General features: G+C 72.5%; 13 protein-coding genes. 4 read left to right on the top strand and 9 right to left on the bottom strand.

The features are described 5' to 3' along the window. Positions 1 to 229: 229 nt before the first annotated feature. A complete protein-coding gene (locus ACFY2B_RS00400) occupies positions 230 to 4,801 on the top strand; it encodes an FtsK/SpoIIIE domain-containing protein (protein WP_390760938.1) in 4,572 nt (1,523 codons plus the stop codon). Positions 4,802 to 5,024: 223 nt separating this feature from the next. Here the strand turns inward: ACFY2B_RS00400 and ACFY2B_RS00395 are convergent, their stop codons facing one another. Next, entirely contained in the window at positions 5,025 to 5,870 is an 846-nt protein-coding gene (locus ACFY2B_RS00395; RefSeq protein WP_390760937.1) for a menaquinone biosynthetic enzyme MqnA/MqnD family protein, read from the bottom strand. A 286-nt stretch (positions 5,871 to 6,156) separates the two neighbouring features. Here ACFY2B_RS00395 and ACFY2B_RS00390 point away from each other — a divergent pair, with 286 nt between their 5' ends. Then, positions 6,157 to 6,360 carry a cold-shock protein gene (locus ACFY2B_RS00390; protein WP_003974443.1) on the top strand — a complete coding sequence of 68 codons (204 nt, stop codon included), beginning with the start codon at positions 6,157 to 6,159 and terminating at the stop codon, positions 6,358 to 6,360. 230 nt (positions 6,361 to 6,590) lie between these two features. Here ACFY2B_RS00390 and ACFY2B_RS00385 read toward each other — a convergent pair whose 3' ends face one another. Together ACFY2B_RS00385 and ACFY2B_RS00380 are read right to left on the bottom strand one after the other, a co-directional pair. Continuing rightward, positions 6,591 to 8,537, bottom strand: coding sequence for an AMP-dependent synthetase/ligase (locus ACFY2B_RS00385; RefSeq protein ID WP_390760936.1), 1,947 nt, complete (start codon positions 8,535 to 8,537; stop codon positions 6,591 to 6,593). A 229-nt stretch (positions 8,538 to 8,766) separates the two neighbouring features. Next, positions 8,767 to 10,086: an acetyl-CoA C-acetyltransferase gene (locus ACFY2B_RS00380; RefSeq protein WP_390760935.1), complete on the bottom strand. Its 1,320-nt coding sequence runs from the start codon at positions 10,084 to 10,086 to the stop codon at positions 8,767 to 8,769. Between the two features lie 125 nt (positions 10,087 to 10,211). Between ACFY2B_RS00380 and ACFY2B_RS00375 the strand changes: the two genes are divergently transcribed. Both ACFY2B_RS00375 and ACFY2B_RS00370 read left to right on the top strand, forming a co-directional pair. Next, complete coding sequence (locus tag ACFY2B_RS00375) at positions 10,212 to 11,726, top strand: 3-oxoacyl-ACP reductase (protein ID WP_390760934.1); 1,515 nt, start codon at positions 10,212 to 10,214, stop codon at positions 11,724 to 11,726. Further along, entirely contained in the window at positions 11,726 to 12,562 is an 837-nt protein-coding gene (locus ACFY2B_RS00370; RefSeq protein ID WP_390760933.1) for a MaoC family dehydratase, read from the top strand. Before ACFY2B_RS00375 ends, ACFY2B_RS00370 begins: the two co-directional genes overlap by 1 nt. Here ACFY2B_RS00370 and ACFY2B_RS00365 read toward each other — a convergent pair. The 6 genes from ACFY2B_RS00365 to ACFY2B_RS00340 all read right to left on the bottom strand — a co-directional run bounded on the left by ACFY2B_RS00365 (position 12,550) and on the right by ACFY2B_RS00340 (position 16,906). Next, positions 12,550 to 13,275 carry a TetR/AcrR family transcriptional regulator gene (locus ACFY2B_RS00365; RefSeq protein ID WP_390760932.1) on the bottom strand — a complete coding sequence of 242 codons (726 nt, stop codon included), beginning with the start codon at positions 13,273 to 13,275 and terminating at the stop codon, positions 12,550 to 12,552. The genes ACFY2B_RS00370 and ACFY2B_RS00365 overlap by 13 nt on opposite strands. 124 nt (positions 13,276 to 13,399) lie before the next feature. Further along, on the bottom strand, positions 13,400 to 13,711 hold the full coding sequence (locus tag ACFY2B_RS00360; protein ID WP_390760931.1) for a DUF4229 domain-containing protein: 312 nt from the start codon (positions 13,709 to 13,711) through the stop codon (positions 13,400 to 13,402). A gap of 127 nt (positions 13,712 to 13,838) precedes the next feature. Next, entirely contained in the window at positions 13,839 to 14,363 is a 525-nt protein-coding gene (locus tag ACFY2B_RS00355; RefSeq protein WP_390760930.1) for a GNAT family N-acetyltransferase, read from the bottom strand. Positions 14,364 to 14,450: 87 nt separating this feature from the next. After that, entirely contained in the window at positions 14,451 to 15,614 is a 1,164-nt protein-coding gene (gene mqnE, locus ACFY2B_RS00350; protein ID WP_390760929.1) for an aminofutalosine synthase MqnE, read from the bottom strand. A gap of 56 nt (positions 15,615 to 15,670) precedes the next feature. Continuing rightward, positions 15,671 to 16,126 carry an Lrp/AsnC family transcriptional regulator gene (locus ACFY2B_RS00345; RefSeq protein WP_376530028.1) on the bottom strand — a complete coding sequence of 152 codons (456 nt, stop codon included), beginning with the start codon at positions 16,124 to 16,126 and terminating at the stop codon, positions 15,671 to 15,673. A gap of 96 nt (positions 16,127 to 16,222) precedes the next feature. Further along, positions 16,223 to 16,906, bottom strand: a complete 684-nt coding sequence (locus ACFY2B_RS00340) for a UbiX family flavin prenyltransferase (protein ID WP_390760928.1) — start codon at positions 16,904 to 16,906, stop codon at positions 16,223 to 16,225. Positions 16,907 to 16,917: the final 11 nt, after the last annotated feature.

Genomic DNA, 16,917 nt, shown 5'->3' with positions numbered 1-16,917 from the left:
CATCCCCGAATCGGGAACCGGATCCGGATCCGGGAACGGATGCGGAACGGACACGGACACGGACACGGACACGGATCCGTGATCGGAGCCGGGTGGGCTCGTGCGCGGTGCGTTGCCATCGGGAAGGGTCCGCTTCCCCATTGCCCCGCCCGTGCGCCGAGCGGATATCGTCGCTTCGACTGTGACCTGCGGGAGGGAAGCGGGCACGGGGGGCTTGGGGAGGACAAGCGTGCGCCTGACTCTGACCGTCGTCGATCCGTTCGGCGGGGATTCCGCCGACGTCGTACTCGATGCCGACCCCGAGTCCAGCGTCGGGGACATCGCCGTGGAACTGGCCAAGCACGTGGGGGTCAGTGGTGCGCAGGTCATTCCGATCGGGCATCAAGCGGTTCCGGCGGGCGGTGCGCCGCTCGTGTACGTGGACGGGTACGGCGTCGATCCCGGTGCCACCGTGGTCGGTTCGCCGCTGCGGGACGGGGCCGTCGTCAGCCTTCAGGATCCCGCCGGGTGCCTGCCCGGCGAGCCCACCGGGCTGGTGGAGCTGCGGGTGGTGGGCGGGCCGGTCGCCGGGTTCGTGCACCGGCTCGGGGTCGGGCGGTACGACATCGGCAGCGGGCCGGCCTCGTACATCCGTATCGACGATCCTGAACTCGACGCCCGCGCCCTCACCTTGTCAGTTGCAACCGATGGCACCTGCCAGGTGGCCGTGCACGCCGACCAGGAGGCCGTCACCCTCGACGGGAAGAAGATCTCCGAGGCCGGCGAGGACGGGGCCTGGCCGCTCGGTGGGCAGATCGCCGTCGGCAACTCGCTGCTCGAACTGGGGCGTTACACCCCGCCCAACGCCGCGCTGAAGTGGTCGGAGGACGGGGTGGGGCTCGACTACAACCGGCCGCCCCGGCTGCGTCCGCCGGACCGGCAGACCAAGTTCCGGCTGCCGAGCCCGCCCCGGGACTACGAGGCCCGGCCGCTGCCCTGGCTGATGGCGCTGACGCCGCTCGTCGGCTCCGTCGTCTCCGTGCTGATCTTCCACCGCTGGTACTACCTGATCATGGCGGGGCTCAGCCCCGTCCTGCTGTTCGCCAACTACTTCATGGACAAGAAGCACGGGCGCAAGTCCCATGCGAAGCAGCTCAAGGAGTACAAGGAGCAGAAGGAGCGGATCGAGAAGGACGCGCAGGACGCGCTGGCCGCGGAGCGGCAGGACCGGCGGAATGCGGTGCCCGACCCGGCCGCCGTGCTGTCGCTCGGCACCGGTCCGCGCACCCGGTTGTGGGAGCGGCGGCGCACCGACCGGGACCATCTGGTGGTACGGGTCGGGACGGGGCGGCTGCCGTCGGAGGTCGTCCTCGACGATCCCGAGCAGGACGATCACCGGCGGCAGGTCACCTGGGACATCGAGGACGCGCCCGTCTCGCTCTCGCTGCGCTCGCTCGGCGTCATCGGCATGGCGGGCCCCGGTGATTCCGCCCGTGCCATGGGGCGGTGGGCGGTGGCGCAGGCCGCCGCACTGCACAGCCCGATGGACGTCCAGGTGTACGTGCTGAGCGAGAGCAGTGCGCAGGGCAGCTGGGACTGGGTGCGGTGGCTGCCGCACGCCCGGCCGACCGGCGGGCAGGACGCCAACGTCCTCATCGGCACCGACGCCGAGACCGTGGGCGCCCGGATCGGCGAGCTGACCCAGATCCTCGACGCCCGGAAGAAGACCGCCGAGCAGAACCGCGGGCAGGGGACCTCCTTCAGCGATCCGGACATCGTCGTGGTCTGGGACGGGTCGCGGCGGCTGCGGTCGCTGCCCGGGGTGGTGCGGCTGCTGCGCGAGGGGCCCGCGGTGTCGATGTACGCGGTGTGTCTGGACGCGGAGGAGCGGTTCCTGCCGGGCGAGTGCCAGGCGTACGTCGTCGCCGAGCCCAAAGCGCGGGAGTACGACAGCCCGGCCCAGCAGGTGGTCCCGCAGCAGGCCGCCGGCGGGTTCCCGTCGTTCCAGGCGTGGCACACGACGAGCGGACCCGAACCCGAACAGGCTGCGGCGGCACAGGAGTTGCGGCTGCGGGTGGAGGAGGCGGGCGCGGAACGCATCAAGGACGTACGGCCGGACTTCGTGTCCGCCCCCTGGTGTCTGCGCCTCGCGCGCTCCCTGTCCCCGCTGCGGGACATCAGCGGGGAGACCGAGGACTCGGCGCTGCCGGCCGCGAGCCGACTGCTGGACGTGCTGCAACTGGAGCCGCCGACCGGTGACGCGATCACCGCACGCTGGCGGATGGGCGGGCAGTCGACGCTCGCGGTGATCGGTGAGTCGTACGACGGCCCGTTCGGCATCGACATGCGCAAGGACGGGCCGCACGGACTGATCGCCGGTACCACCGGTTCCGGCAAGTCGGAGCTGTTGCAGACCATCGTGGCCTCCCTGGCGGTGGCCAACACGCCGGAGAACATGACCTTCGTCCTCGTCGACTACAAGGGCGGCTCGGCGTTCAAGGACTGTGTGCAGCTGCCGCACACCGTCGGCATGGTCACCGACCTCGACGCCCACCTGGTGGAGCGTGCCCTGGAGTCGCTGGGCGCGGAGCTGAAGCGGCGCGAGCACATCCTGGCCGCCGCCGACGCCAAGGACATCGAGGACTACCAGGATCTGGTGCGGAGGGATCCCTCGCACGCCCCGGTGCCCCGGCTGCTCATCGTGATCGACGAGTTCGCCTCGATGGTGCGCGATCTGCCGGACTTCGTGACCGGTCTGGTCAACATCGCCCAGCGGGGCCGTTCGCTCGGCATCCACCTGCTGCTGGCCACCCAGCGGCCGAGCGGTGTGGTCTCCCCCGAGATCCGGGCCAACACCAACCTGCGGATCGCGCTGCGCGTGACGGACGGCGGCGAGTCCAGCGACGTCATCGACTCGCCGGAGGCCGGACACATCTCCAAGAACACACCGGGCCGGGCGTACGTCCGGCTCGGGCACGCCTCCCTCGTACCGTTCCAGTCGGGGCGGGTCGGAGGGCGTCGGCCCGGCGCCGCGGACCCCGCCGCGCTCGCCCCGTGGGTGAGCGAGCTGGCCTGGGCGGACCTGGGCCGGGCCGCGCTGGTGAAGCCGAAGGCCGAGGCGCGCGAGGACGAGGAGATCACCGACCTGAAGGTGCTGGTCGACGCGGTCCGCGACGCCAACGCCGCGCTGCGCATCCCGGCCCAGCACAGCCCGTGGCTGCCCGCGCTCGCCGAGACGCTGCTGCTGGCGGAGATCGACGAGAGCGCAGCGCCGTCGGTGGCGGCGCTCGCGCCGGGGCGGCTCGCGCCCGCGCCGTACGGTGTGGAGGACCTGCCCGCCGACCAGGCGCGCCGTCCGGTGGTCGTGGACTTCGCGTCCTTCGGCCATCTGATGATCGGCGGTGCCCCGCGCAGCGGCCGGTCGCAGGTGCTGCGCACCATCGCGGGCTCTCTCGCCCGTACGCACTCCGTCGCCGACGTCCATCTCTACGGCATCGACTGCGGCAACGGCGCCCTGAACGCGCTGACCCGGCTGCCGCACTGCGGCGCGGTCGTCGGCCGCAACCAGACCGAGCGGGTCGTCCGGCTCGTGGGCCGGCTCAAGGGCGAACTCTCCCGCCGCCAGGACCTGCTGGCGGACAAGGGCTTCGCCGACATCGGCGAGCAGCGGGCCGCGGAGCCCGCGGAGGAGCGGCTGCCGCACATCGTCGTACTGCTCGACCGCTGGGAGGGCTGGGTGCCCACGCTCGGCGAGATCGACCACGGTTCACTGACGGACGAGCTGACGACGTTGATGCGCGAGGGGGCGAGCGTCGGCATCCATCTGGTGCTGACCGGTGACCGTACGCTGCTCGTCGGCCGGATCGCGACGCTGACGGAGGACAAGTACGGGCTGCGGCTCGCCGACCGCAGTGACTTCTCCACGCTCGGCATCCCCGCCCGCAAGGTGCCCGAGGAGATCCCGCCGGGCCGGGCGTTCCGCAACGAGTCCGGTACGGAGACGCAGTTCGCGCTGCTCGCCGAGGACACGACCGGGCAGGGGCAGGCGGCGGCGATCGCGGCGATCGGCGAGACGGCCGCGGCCCGGGACGCGGACGTACCGCGCTCGCGCCGGCCGTTCCGGGTGGACAGCCTGCCGAGCCGGATCTCCTTCCCTCAGGCGTGGGAGATGCGCGATCCGGAGGCGTCCCGTTCGCGGCTGTGGGCGCTGGCGGGCATCGGCGGCGACGAGATCGTCGGCTTCGGCCCCGATCTCGCGGACGGCGTGCCGTCGTTCGTGGTCGCGGGCCCGGCGAAGTCCGGCCGCTCGACGGTCCTGCTGAACTTCGCCCAGTCCTATCTCGCCCAGGGCGTACGGCTGGTCGTCGCGGCGCCGCGCCAGTCGCCGCTGCGGCAGCTCGACGGCACGGACGGCGTGCTGAAGGTCTTCACCGGCGACGACATAGACGAGGACGAGTTCGAGGAGGTCATCGACTCGGCGTCGCCCGAGGAGCCGATCGCCGTGCTCGTCGACGACGGCGAGATCCTGGAGGACTGCGACGCCGCCTCCCAGATGAAGCGCATCGTCTCCCGCGGCGCCGAACAGGGCCTCGCCCTCGTCATCGCCGGTGACGAGGAGGACGTGTGCAGCGGCTTCTCGGGCTGGCAGGTGGACGCGAAGAAGGCCCGTCGCGGCATCCTGCTGTCCCCGCAGGAGTCCTCCAGCGGCGACCTCATCGGCGTACGCCTGTCCCGCAGCCTGGTGGGCGGCCAGATCGCCCCCGGCAGGGGCATGCTCCACCTGGGCGACGGCGAACTGCGCACGGTGGTCGTACCGGGCTGAGGCCGGGGCCCCGGGCCTCGGTCCCCGGGACACCGGTCACGGGGGCCGGGGTCATGGGAGCCGGGGTCGCGGCGGCGACGCGAGGTGGTCGGTCTTCGTCGGGCGGGAGATCGGGGCGCCCGCCCCTGCGTACCGGCCGGCCGCGCCCGTACCAGCGACTCCGCCTCTTCGCCCGCCCCTTCGCCGGTCCCGTCGTCCGTCCCTCGCGGCGGCTGCGCCCTCGCTACGCCAGCAGTTCCACCTTCACGTCCGCCGGGAAGCCCGTCGTGGGGCCGACCCGGCGGGCGAACTCGGTGACCGCCGCCAGCTGCGGGCCGCCGAAGCGGAAGTCGAGGGTCGTGAAGTACTGCTCCAGGATCCGCTCGTCGAACGCCTCCCAGCGGGCCGCCTGCTCGGCGACCTTGCCGACCTCCTCAAGGGAGAGGTTGCGCGAGGACAGGAACGCCTCGTGCACCTGACGGGTGATCACCGGCTCGCGCTCGGCGTACTCACGCCGGGCCGCCCAGACCGCGAAGACGAACGGCAGGCCCGTCCACTCCTTCCACAGGGTGCCCAGGTCGTGCACGGCGAGCCCGTAGCGCGGCCCGTCGAGGAGGTTGGCGCGCAGGGCGGCGTCGCCGATGAGCACGGCCGCGTCCGCCTCCTGCATCATCAGGCTGAGGTCGGGCGGGCAGGTGTAGTACTCGGGCCGCACGCCGAACCGCTCGGCGAGCAGCAGCTGGGCGAGGCGTACGGAGGTGCGGGAGGTCGAGCCGAGGGCGACCCGGGCGCCGTCGAGCTGGTCGAGGGGGACCTGGGAGACGATCACGCAGGACATCACCGGGCCGTCGCAGCCGACCGCGATGTCGGGGAAGGCGATCAGGTCGTCCGCGTTCTTGAGGAACTCGACGAGGGTGATGGGCCCGATGTCGAGGTCCCCCCGCACCAACTGCTCGCTGAGCTTGTCCGGGGTGTCCTTGGTCAGCTCGAAGTCGAGGAGGGTGCCGGTTCTCGCGAGCCCCCAGTAGAGGGGCAGGCAGTTCAGGAACTGGATGTGGCCGACGCGCGGCCGGGTGCGAGAAATGTCCACATCGCGAGACTAGACCCCCTGGGGTAGGGTTCCGAGACCGCCCCTACGTCAAGTGGCCCAGCAGGTGTTCAAACTTCCGGGTGACGTGATCTTGACCTCTATTGCTCGGGGCGGCCCGCATGCTAGGCTCGCCGCAAGTTGCAGTTTGGTTTCCCTTGCAGTACAGAGCCTGCGGAGCATGTAACCGCGGGCTCTCGTCGTTTTCAGACATATGCACTTGTGCGGCACGGTTTCACACTTGCAGGTTCTGGAGCAGGGCAACCCTTTGTGAGCCCAAGGAGGGCTTATGGCTACCGGAACCGTGAAGTGGTTCAACGCCGAAAAGGGCTTTGGATTCATCGCCCAGGAAGGCGGCGGCCCCGACGTCTTCGTCCACTACTCCGCGATCAACGCTCAGGGTTTCCGTTCCCTCGAAGAGAACCAGCAGGTGAGCTTCGACGTGACCCAGGGTCCGAAGGGCCCGCAGGCGGAGAACGTCACCCCCGTCTGAGCAGCGAGCCGATCGCAGCCTGAAAGAAGTACCCAAGGAGCCCCGCGCCTTCCGGCGACGGGGCTCCTGCCCTTTTCCCGCCGACGCCGACGCCGACCCCGGCCGCCGACAGCCACAGCAGCCGCAGCAGTCGCAGCAGTCGCAACAGTCGACAAGAGCAACAGGGGCAACAGGGGCCACTGCGGCGCGCGGCACTCGCGCCGGACGCGCGGTCTCCGGCGTCCTGTCGGCTACCCCTCGTACAGGGCCTCCACCGCCTCCGAGAAGTCGCGCATGATCTCGGCGCGGCGCAGCTTCATCGAGGGGGTCAGATGGCCCGCCCGCTCGGTGAAGTCCGTCGGGAGGACGGTGAACTTCCTGATGGATTCGGGGCGGGAGACCATGCGGTTCGCCTCGTCCACCGCGCGTTGCAGGAGGGCGTTCAGGTCCGGGTCGTCCACCAGCAGCTCGGCCGGGACCGGGTGTCTGCCGTTCATCCGGCGCCAGTGCGTGATGCCGTCGGGGTCGAGGGTGATGAGGGCGGTGACATAGGGGCGGGCGTCACCGACCAGCATGACCTGGGAGATCAGCGGGTGCGAGCGGAGCCAGTTCTCCAGCGGCGCCGGTGCCACCGACTTGCCGCCCGCGGTGATCAGCAGTTCCTTCTTGCGGCCGGTGATCGTCAGATAGCCCTCGTCGTCCAGTTGCCCGATGTCACCGGTGGGCAGCCAGCCGTCCCGGGTCACCGGGACCACCCCGCCCGCCGACGGGTCCCAGTAGCCGCGCAGTACGTGCTCGCCCGCGATCAGGATCTCGCCGTCCGCGGCTATCCGGACCTTCGTGCCGGGCATGGGCCAGCCCACCGTGCCGAGGCGGGGCTTGAGCGGCGGGGTCACGGTGGAGGCACCGGTCGTCTCGGTCAGGCCGTACCCCTCGAAGATCTCGATGCCCGCCCCGGCGTAGAAGGCGGCCAGGCGGCTGCCCAGCGGGGAGCCGCCGCAGATCGCGTAGCGCACCCGGCCGCCCATGGCGTTGCGGATGCGGCGGTAGACCAGCGGGTCGTAGAGGGCGCGGGCCGCGCGCAGGGTGCGGCCCGGACCGCTGCCGGTGCCGGTCTGACGGGCCTCCAGGGCCTCGCCGTAGCGCCTGGCCACGGCCGCCGCGCGGTCGAACGAGGAGGCCCGGCCGCCCGACTCCGCCTTGGCGCGCGCGGTGTTGAAGACCTTCTCCAGCATGTACGGGATGGTCAGCAGGCAGGTCGGCCGGAAGGCGGCGAGGTCCGGCAGCAGGTCCTCGGGCTTGAGGCTCGGCGCGTGGCCGAGGCGTACCCGGGCGCGGACGCAGGCGATCGCCACCATGCGGCCGAAGACGTGGGACATCGGCAGGAACAGCAGGACGGACGGTTCCTCGACGGTCCTCGCCTTGAAGACCGGGTAGAGCAGTTCGATGGCGTTGTCGACCTCGGCGAAGAAGTTGCCGTGGGAGAGCGCGCAGCCCTTGGGGCGGCCGGTGGTGCCGGAGGTGTAGATGAGGGTGGCGAGGGTGTCCGGGCCGAGCATGCCCCGGCGGACGGCGACCTCCGCGTCCGGGACCTGGGCGGCGCCGCGTTCGGCGAGCCGTTCCAGGTGCTCCTTCTCGATCACCCACAGGTGCCGCAGATCGGGTACCCGGTCCAGCTCCGGGCCGAGGGCGGCGGCCTGGGCCGCGGTCTCCGTCACCAGGGCGACCGCGCCGGAGTCCTGGAGGATCCAGCGCGTCTGGAAGACGGACGAGGTGGGGTAGACGGGGACCGTCACCAGGCCGGCCGCCCAGGCGGCGAAGTCGAGGAGGGTCCACTCGTAGCGGGTGCGGGCCATGACGGCGATCCGGTCGCCCGGTGCCATCCCCTCCGCCAGCAGCCCCTTGGCCAGGGCGAGCACCTGGTCGGCGAAGGCCGCCGTGGTCACCTCCGTCCAGTCGCCGTCCGCCGTCCGGCGGCTGAGGACGACCGCGTCGGGGTCCGCCGCCGCGTTGTCGAAGGGCAGGTCGGCGAGCGACCCGTGCCGTACCGGCGGGGTGAACGGCGGTACGGACACCTCGCGCACGGCGCCGTCCAGGCGCCGGATCTCGGGCTCCACGAGGATCGGCGCGCCGTCGTAGTCGGTGGCGGTGACCGTCTGGCCGAAGGAGACGGGGGCGTTCGGGTACCGGGTGGACACGGGGCGGCTCCTCGGGCGTGCAGCGGCGGACTGCTTGCTGCGTGGCGTACGTGCCTCGCGCACCGAGGCGTTCACCGACGGTGGGCCGACAGGCCGCGGAAGCGGCGTCACCGACAGCCGGACAGCGATCAGGCAGGTGATGGTACGGCCCGGCTGTGGCGGGGGTGTGCGGTTTCCGGACGGATCCGGCGCCGGGGATGTGCAACCTCGGGGATTACGTGAGGGTGTGTCACGTTCGTTCCAGGATCGCCGTGACGCCCTGGCCGCCCGCCGCGCACACCGAGATCAGCCCGCGGGCCGGTCCCTCCCGCTCGGCCAGCAGCTTGGCCAGCGTGGCCACGATACGGGCGCCGGTCGCCGCGAAGGGATGGCCGGTGGCCAGGGACGAGCCCGCCACGTTCAGCCGCGCGCGGTCCACCGGCGCGAGGCCCCGTTCCTCCCAGGCGGCCAGCGTCGCCAGCACCTGGGAGGCGAACGCCTCGTGGATCTCGACGAGTGCGAAGTCCGCCATGCCGAGGCCGGCCCGCTCCAGCATGCGCGGCACGGCGTGGGCGGGCGCCATCAGCAGGCCGTCCTCGCCGCCCGCCACATCGCCGCGGACGAAGTCCACGGCCGCCGTCTCGTACGCCGTGAGGCAGGCCAGCGGCTCCAGGTCCCGCTGCCGCGCCCATTCCTCGGAGGCCAGCAGCACCACTGCCGCGCCGTCCGTCAGCGGGGTCGAATTGCCCGCGGTCATGGTGGGGTCGGGATGCGCCGGCCCGAACACCGGTTTGAGCGCGGCCAGTTTCTCCGGCGTCGAGCCGGGGCGCAGGTTCTGGTCCCGCGCCAGGCCCCGGAACGGGACCATCAGGTCCTGGAAGAAGCCCCGTTCGTAGGCCGCCGCGAGGCGTTGGTGGCTGGTCGCGGCCAGTTCGTCCTGTGCGGCGCGGGACAGGGGGCCGCCCAGCCCGGACGGGGCCGAGCGCTCGGAGAAGACCCGGGCCGTCACCGCGGCGTGCTCGCCCATCGACAGGCCGGTGCGAGGTTCGGCGTTGCGCGGGATCTCGGGGACCAGGTGGCCCGGCCGCACCTTCGCGAGCGCCTTCAGCCGGGCCCCGGCCGACTTCGCCCGCCGGGCCTGGAGCAGGAGGCGGCGCAGGCCGTCGTTGACGCCCAGCGGGACGTCGCTCGCGGTGTCGGCGCCGCCCGCGACCGCCGCCTCGGTCTGGCCGAGGGCGATCTTGTTGGCGGCGGCGATGACGGCTTGGAGACCGGTGCCGCAGGCCTGCTGGATGTCGTAGGCCGGGGTGCGGGGGTCCAGCGTCGAGCCGAGGACCGTCTCGCGCGCGAGGTTGAAGTCCCGGCTGTGCTTGAGGACCGCGCCGGCCACGAACTCGCCGACCGCGCCGGGGCCGTGGAGACCGTACCGCTCGACGAGGCCGTCCAGGGCGGCGGTGAGCATGTCCTGGTTGGAGGCGGTGGCGTAGGGGCCGTCGGAGCGGGCGAACGGGATGCGGGTGCCGCCGATCACCGCGACCCGGCGGGCCCGCGGCGGCTCAAGGGGACTCATCTCGATCTGCTCCTCCACCCCGACGTAGGCTTACCTCCGGTAACCTTACTCCAGAGTAAGTGAGTTGAGTTCCGCTCCGGACGCCTGCTCCGGACGGCGCACCGGACCCCGTGGAAGTGGGAGACATGGCCGACCGCTATCTGAGCTTCGCCGGCACCGCACCCGGCCGGTTCCTGACCCGCCGGCTCGGACTGCCCCGCCCGGCGGTGCTGCGCCGCTGGTCACCGGGGTCCCCGGCGCTCGACGGCGGCCTGCTCCACCTGACGGCGGGCACCTCCGGCCTCGCGCTCGCCCCCGTACTGGCCCGCACGGGGCTCGCCGTCGGCGGGGAGCGGCCTGCCGGTAGCGGGGAGCAGCCTGCCACCAGTGGCGGCCGGCCGGGCGCCGGCGAGGAGTTGTCAGCCGCCGACGGGGAGCGGCCGGCCGACGCCGATCGAGGGCAGCCCGCGGCCGGTCGGGAGCAGGCCACCGCCGGTCGGGAGCGGAGCGCCGTCGGTCGGGAACAGCCTGCCGTCCGCCGGGAGCAGCCCGCCGCCGGTCGGGGGCACCCGGCCGCCGTCGTCCTCGACGCCACCGGGGTGCGGGACCTCGACGCGCTCGCCGAGGTGCACTCCGCCCTGCACCCCGTCGTCCGGTCGGTCGCCGACAGCGGCCGGGTGCTGGTGCTGGGCGCGCCGCTCGACCCCGCCGACCACCATCAATCGGCCGCCCAGCAGGCCCTGGAGGGTTTCGCCCGGTCGCTGGGCAAGGAGATCGGCCGCGGCCGGACCGTGAATCTGCTGCGGCTGCGCGACGCGTCCGCCGCCGAGTCCACCCTCCGCTTCCTGCTCTCCCCCAAGTCCGCCTACGTCAGCGGCCAGGTGATCCACGTCGGCGCGGGCCCCGTCGAGCCGCCCGGCGACTGGGATCGGCCCCTGGCCGGGCGCACCGCCCTGGTCACCGGTGCCGCGCGCGGTATCGGCGAGGCCGTCGCCGGGACCCTGGCCCGGGACGGGGCGCACGTCGTCGTCCTGGACGTGCCCGCCGCCGGGGCCGACGCCCGCCGGGTCGCCGAACGGCTCGGCGGCAGCGCGCTCACCCTGGACATCACCGCCGCCGACGCGGCCGAGCGGATCGCCGCCGCGCTCCCGGACGGTCTCGACGTGCTCGTCCACAACGCGGGCATCACCCGGGACCGGCGGCTGGTCAACATGCCCGCGGAACGCTGGAGTCCGGTGCTGGAGGTCAACCTGGGCAGCGTGCTGCGCACGACGGACGCGCTCCTCGCCCGCGGGACCCTGCGGCCCGGCGGGCGCGTCGTGGCCACCGCCTCGATCGCCGGGCTCGCGGGCAACGCGGGGCAGACGAACTACGGCGCGAGCAAGGCGGGGATCGTCGGTCTGGTCCGCTCCCTGGCACCGCGCGCGCTGGACGCGCACGGGGTCACCGTCAACGCGGTCGCGCCCGGGTTCATCGAGACCGGGATGACCGCCGCGGTCCCCTTCCTCATCCGTGCGGCGGGCCGCCGGATGAACTCGCTCGCCCAGGGCGGGCTGCCCGCCGACGTCGCCGAGACCGCTGCCTGGCTCGCCCACCCGGCCTCGGGCGCGGTGAACGGGCAGGTCGTACGGGTCTGCGGGCAGAGCCTGCTGGGGGCCTGATGTCCGTCGTCCTCACCCAGGCCCCCGCCCTCGCGCCGCTGCTCGCCCGCGGTGCCCTGCAGTCCCCCTTCAAACGGCCCCGCCCGGACGCGGACTTCCCCCGCGACCGGCTCGTGCTGCCCGCGCAGCGCATCGACCTGGCACGGCTGGCGCGCTACGAGCGGGTGTGCGGTTTCGCGACCGGCGACGACGCCCTGCCCCTGACCTATCCGCAGGTGCTGGGCTTCCCGCTGGCCATGCGGCTGATGAGCGACCGCGCCTTCCCGCTGCCGCTGCTGGGGCTCGTCCACACGTCGGTCGAGCTGACCCGGCACCGGGCGCTCACGGCCACCGGGGAGTACGAACTCGCCGTACGCGTGGCGGGGTTGGCGCCGCACCGGCGCGGTACGGAGGCGTCCGTGGCCACCGAGGTACGGGCCGGCGGCGCGGTGGTGTGGGAGTCGCGGAGCACCTATCTGGCACGCCACCGGACGGCCGGCGCCCCGGCGGCCGGGCGGCGGCCGGAGCACCGGCCGCTGCCCGCGCTCGCCGAGTGGCGGCTGGCCGCCGACATCGGCCGGCGCTACGGCACCGCGTCCGGCGACCGCAACCCCATCCACCTCCACCCGCTCACCGCCCGCCTGTTCGGCTTCCCCCGGACCGTCGCGCACGGCATGTGGACGGTGGCCCGCTGCCTCGCCGCGCACGGCAGCCCGGAGGCGGTACGGGTGCGGGCGGAGTTCCGGGCGCCGGTGCTGTTGCCGGGGACGGTGACGTACGCGGCGGACGGGGGGCGGTTCGAGCTGCGCGGCGAGGGCGGCCGGATCCATCTGACCGGCGCGGTCTACCCGACCTGAACGACCCGCTCACCGGACCTGTCGGAATCCGCGGGCTCGGCGGACCCGGCCGGCTGAGCGGGCTCGGCGGGTTCCTCGGGCGGTGTCCAGGGGCGGTTCGCCATGAGGTCGCCGAGGCCCGCCCACGCGAAGTTCATCAGGGTCGCCGCGGCCTGCCGAGCCGTGACGTCCGGGGTGGCGTTGGCCCAGGCGGCGAGGGACTCGGCGGCGCCGACCAGGGCCTCGGCGAGGCCCGCGACCTCGCCTTCGGGCAGGTCGGGGTTGCGGTGCGCCTCGCGGGCCGCGACGGCGATCAGCTCGGTCACGAACGCGACGATCTCCTCCCGCATCACCGTGACCTCGGCGGCGAAGGCCGGGCCGTGGGTGCGCGCCTGGAGATGCAGCACGGACCAGGCGTCCGGGTGCTCGCCGGTGTGCGTGAAGAACGCCCGGAGGCCGTCCCAGAGTTGCCGGTCGGCCGGCAGCCCGGGGCGGACGCCGGAGCGCACCGCGTCCGTCAGCGCCTTGGCCTCACGCCGGATGCACGCCGTGAACAGGTCTTCCTTGGAGTTGAGGTAGAGATACACCAGCGGCTTGGACACACCGGCCAGTTCGGCGATCTCGTCCATCGAGGCGGCCGCGTACCCGCGTCGGCCGAAGGTCCGTACGGCGGCGTCGAGCATCTGCTGCTCGCGGACCGCCCGCGGCATCCGCTTGGTCTTCCCGGCACCCATGGGGCCAGCGTAGGCGCTCCGCCGGTGAGGGGGGCCGTGTGTCGTTCGGCTGCGGCGGTGTCGTGGCCGGTCGCGCAGTTCCCCGCGCCCCTGAAGGGCGCGATCGCGTCGCCTCGGGGTGTGGTCAGGACGGCTGGCTCTGGGCGTGGCCCTGGGTGCGGGCGGCGTCGTCGGCCAGGTCCTCCTGGCTGCGGTTGGCCTCCAGGTTGGCCTTCGCCCGGTCGACCCTGCGCACGATCTGCACGGAGGCGCGGTCCCGCTCCCGGCGCAGCACGACGAAGCTGATCGGTGCCGAGAGCACCAGCGCGAGCAGCAGCACCCACAGGAGGTTGGAGTCGCCGAAGCCGCGCGGGAAGAGGCCGGAGGAGACGAGACCCCAGACGACGAGGAAGCAGCCCACGAAGATACCGAGGCGCATCAGCGTGTAGCGGAGCATCGCAATCCACTCTTCCGTTTCTGGCGGTCACCCCGCTCGATGGAGTCGAGGGAGGTCGGAACACCCCAAAGGGGCACCATCCAGTGAAGCACGCCGCCGGCTCGATCTTGTGAGGGGGGTGCGGGTGTCAGGCGAGCGGCAGCAGCATCGTGATGTCGTCGCGGTCGTCCCCGTCGGCGACGCGGATGGCGCCGGGCACCCGGCCGACCTCCTTGTACCCGCAGGAGGCGTAGAACCGCTCCAGGCCGATTCCGCCGCGGCAGGTGAGCCGGATCGCGTCGATGCCGTCGAAGCCGCGGGCCGCGTCCGCGGCGGCGGCCAGCAGGTCACGGCCGTATCCGCGGCCCTGGTGGCGCGGGTGCACCATCACCGTGTACAGCCACACCCAGTGCCGCATCAGCCGGTGCGGGTTGAAGGAGAGGAAGGCCGTCGCGGCGACCTCGCCCGCCGCGTCGTGCCCGACCAGCAGCCGGGTGCGCCCCTCGGCCATCGCCACGAGGTGCCTGACCAGTTCCGGCCGTATCAGCTCCCGCGACACCGGCGGTACGAAGCCCACGGCGCCGCCCGCGTCGGAGACGTCGGCCCACAGGTCCAGGACGCCGTCGCGGAGCGCGCGGTCGACGGCCGGATCGAGCGTGAAAGTAAGGGACATGAAGGCATCGTACCCATTACCTCAGTGCTGCCGGGTGGCCGTCCGGCGCGGCACGGCCACCCGGCGGCCCCGTCGGCCGCGGCCCGTTCAGAGCCGCATCGGCTGCGGCGACTCGCGGCGCAGCGGGTCCGGGCCGTCGTACTCGCGGACGATCTCGTAGCGCGTGTTGCGCTCCACCGGGCGGAAACCCGCGTCGCGGATGAGGTCCAGCAGGTCCTCACGGGTCAGCTTGTTCGGGGTGCCGAAGTTGTCCGCGTCGTGAGTGATCTTGTACTCGACGACCGAGCCGTCCATGTCGTCGGCGCCGTGCTGGAGGGCGAGCTGGGCGGTCCGCACGCCGTGCATCACCCAGAACACCTTGACGTGCGGGACGTTGTCGAAGAGCAGCCGGGAGACGGCGAAGGTCTTCAGCGCCTCGGCACCGGTCGCCATCTGCGTCCGGGCCTGGAGGCGGTTGCGGATCTTGCCGTCCTTCATGTCGACGAAGTCGTGCTGGTAGCGCAGCGGGATGAAGACCTGGAAACCGCCGGTCTCGTCCTGGAGTTCACGCAGCCGCAGCACGTGGTCGACCCGGTGGCGGGGCTCCTCGATGTGGCCGTACAGCATGGTGCACGGGGTCCTGAGCCCCTTCTCGTGCGCCAGGCGGTGGATGCGCGACCAGTCCTCCCAGTGCGTTTGGTGGTCGACGATGTGCTGCCGCACCTCCCAGTCGAAGATCTCGGCGCCGCCGCCGGTCAGCGACTCCAGGCCGGCGTCGATCAGTTCGTCGAGGATCTCGGACGCGCCGAGCCCGGAGATGGTCTCGAAGTGGTGGATCTCGGTCGCCGTGAACGCCTTCAGGGACACGTTCGGCAGGGCGGCCTTCAACTCCCGCAGCGAACGCGGGTAATAACGCCACGGCAGGTTCGGGTGCAGGCCGTTGACGATGTGCAGCTCGGTGATGTTCTCCGGCTCCATCGCCTTGGCCAGTCCGACGGCCTCCTCGATGCGCATCGTGTACGCGTCCTTCTCGCCCGGCTTGCGCTGGAAGGAGCAGTAGGCACAGGACGCCGTGCACACGTTCGTCATGTTGAGGTGCCGGTTGACGTTGAAGTGCACGACGTCGCCGTTCTTGCGGGTGCGCACCTCGTGGGCGAGACCGCCGAGCCATGCCAGGTCGTCCGACTCGTACAGCGCGATGCCGTCCTCGCGGGTCAGCCGCTCGCCGGAGCGCACCTTCTCCTCCAGCTCGCGCTTGAGCCCGACGTCCATGTCCGTGCCTCTCTCTCGGCGTCTCGACGATTCCGCCCCACCGTACGCCCCGGGAGCTACACCTCCTCGGGCAGCTCTCCCACCCGGTTCTCCCACTTGGTGGACAGCACGATGGTGGTACGGGTGCGCGAGACGCCCTTGGTGCCCGACAGCCGGCGGATGATCCGCTCCAGACCGTCCACGTCCGCCGCCCGCACCTTGAGCATGTACGAGTCCTCGCCCGCGATGAACCAGCAGTCCTCGATCTCGGGCAGGTCCTTCAGCCTGCGGGCCACCTCCTCGTGGTCGGTCGCGTCGGACAGCGAGATGCCGATCAGGGCGGTGACGCCGAGGCCGAGCGAGGCCGCGTCCACGGTGGCCCGGTAACCGGTGATGACACCGGCCGCCTCCAGCCGGTTGATGCGGTCGGTGACGCTGGGGCCCGACAGGCCGACGAGGCGCCCCAGCTCGGCGTAGGAGGCCCGGCCGTTCTCCCTCAATGCCTGGATGAGCTGTCTGTCCACCACGTCCATGCGATCGAAGCCTTCCGCTGATGAGATCCGAAGAGAGATCTGCAGAGTTCCTGAAGTTTTCCGAAGTACCGGAGCACGGCCGGCGCCGCCCGATGCTCACTCGGTCCGGGAACCACCGCCGAGGTCGCCCGCCCACCGGCGGTAGAGCCGGTGCGCGACGCCCGCCGCGTCGAGGACCCGTCCGGCGACGAAGTCCACCAGGTCCTGGATGTGGGTGGCCCCCGCGTAGAAGGCCGGGGAGGCCGGCACCACACGCGCGCCCGCGTCGTCCAGGGCGACCAGGTGGCGCAGCGTCTGGCCGTTCAGCGGGGTCTCCCGCACGGCCACGACCAGGGGGCGGCGCTCCTTGAGGGTGACGCTCGCCGCCCGTTGGAGCAGGTCCTTGGACAGCCCGAGCGCCACACCGGCCACACAGGCGGTGGAGGCGGGCACGATGAGCATCCCCCGCGCGGGGTACGACCCCGAGGAGGGCCCGGCGGCCAGGTCGCCCGCGCTCCAGTACCGCACCCGCTCGATGTCCGCGGCGGCCACGGGGAACGTACCGGGCTTGCCGTCGGCCCCACGCGCAAGCCATTCCCGCAGGTCCTGACGCCAGTGCGGGTCCCGGAAGGCGATCCCGGTCTCGTCGAGGAGGGTCAGCCGGGAGGCCCGGGACACGACCAGGTCGATCTGCTCCCCGGCGTCCAGCAGCGCCCGCAGCACGGCAGCCGCGTACGGTGTCCCGGAAGCTCCGGACACCCCCACGATCCAAGGCGCGCGCTGCGATTCTCCTGCGTTCACACCTTGAGCGT

The organism is Streptomyces sp. NPDC001270, assembly GCF_042896695.1.
GTDB lineage: Bacteria > Actinomycetota > Actinomycetes > Streptomycetales > Streptomycetaceae > Streptomyces.
The sequence above is the reverse complement of the archived record's forward strand: the minus strand, read 5'-3'. Positions and strand labels throughout refer to the sequence as shown.

Excerpts from the sequence above, each read along its gene's own strand:
- ACFY2B_RS00355 (WP_390760930.1), bottom strand. The coding sequence starts at position 14,363 with ATGTCCCTTACTTTCACGCTCGATCCGGCCGTCGACCGCGCGCTCCGC.
- ACFY2B_RS00365 (WP_390760932.1), bottom strand. The coding sequence starts at position 13,275 with ATGGGTGCCGGGAAGACCAAGCGGATGCCGCGGGCGGTCCGCGAGCAG.
- ACFY2B_RS00380 (WP_390760935.1), bottom strand. The coding sequence starts at position 10,086 with ATGAGTCCCCTTGAGCCGCCGCGGGCCCGCCGGGTCGCGGTGATCGGC.
- ACFY2B_RS00370 (WP_390760933.1), top strand. The coding sequence starts at position 11,726 with ATGTCCGTCGTCCTCACCCAGGCCCCCGCCCTCGCGCCGCTGCTCGCC.
- mqnE (WP_390760929.1), bottom strand. The coding sequence starts at position 15,614 with ATGGACGTCGGGCTCAAGCGCGAGCTGGAGGAGAAGGTGCGCTCCGGC.
- ACFY2B_RS00360 (WP_390760931.1), bottom strand. The coding sequence starts at position 13,711 with ATGCTCCGCTACACGCTGATGCGCCTCGGTATCTTCGTGGGCTGCTTC.
- ACFY2B_RS00390 (WP_003974443.1), top strand. The coding sequence starts at position 6,157 with ATGGCTACCGGAACCGTGAAGTGGTTCAACGCCGAAAAGGGCTTTGGA.
- ACFY2B_RS00375 (WP_390760934.1), top strand. The coding sequence starts at position 10,212 with ATGGCCGACCGCTATCTGAGCTTCGCCGGCACCGCACCCGGCCGGTTC.
- ACFY2B_RS00345 (WP_376530028.1), bottom strand. The coding sequence starts at position 16,126 with ATGGACGTGGTGGACAGACAGCTCATCCAGGCATTGAGGGAGAACGGC.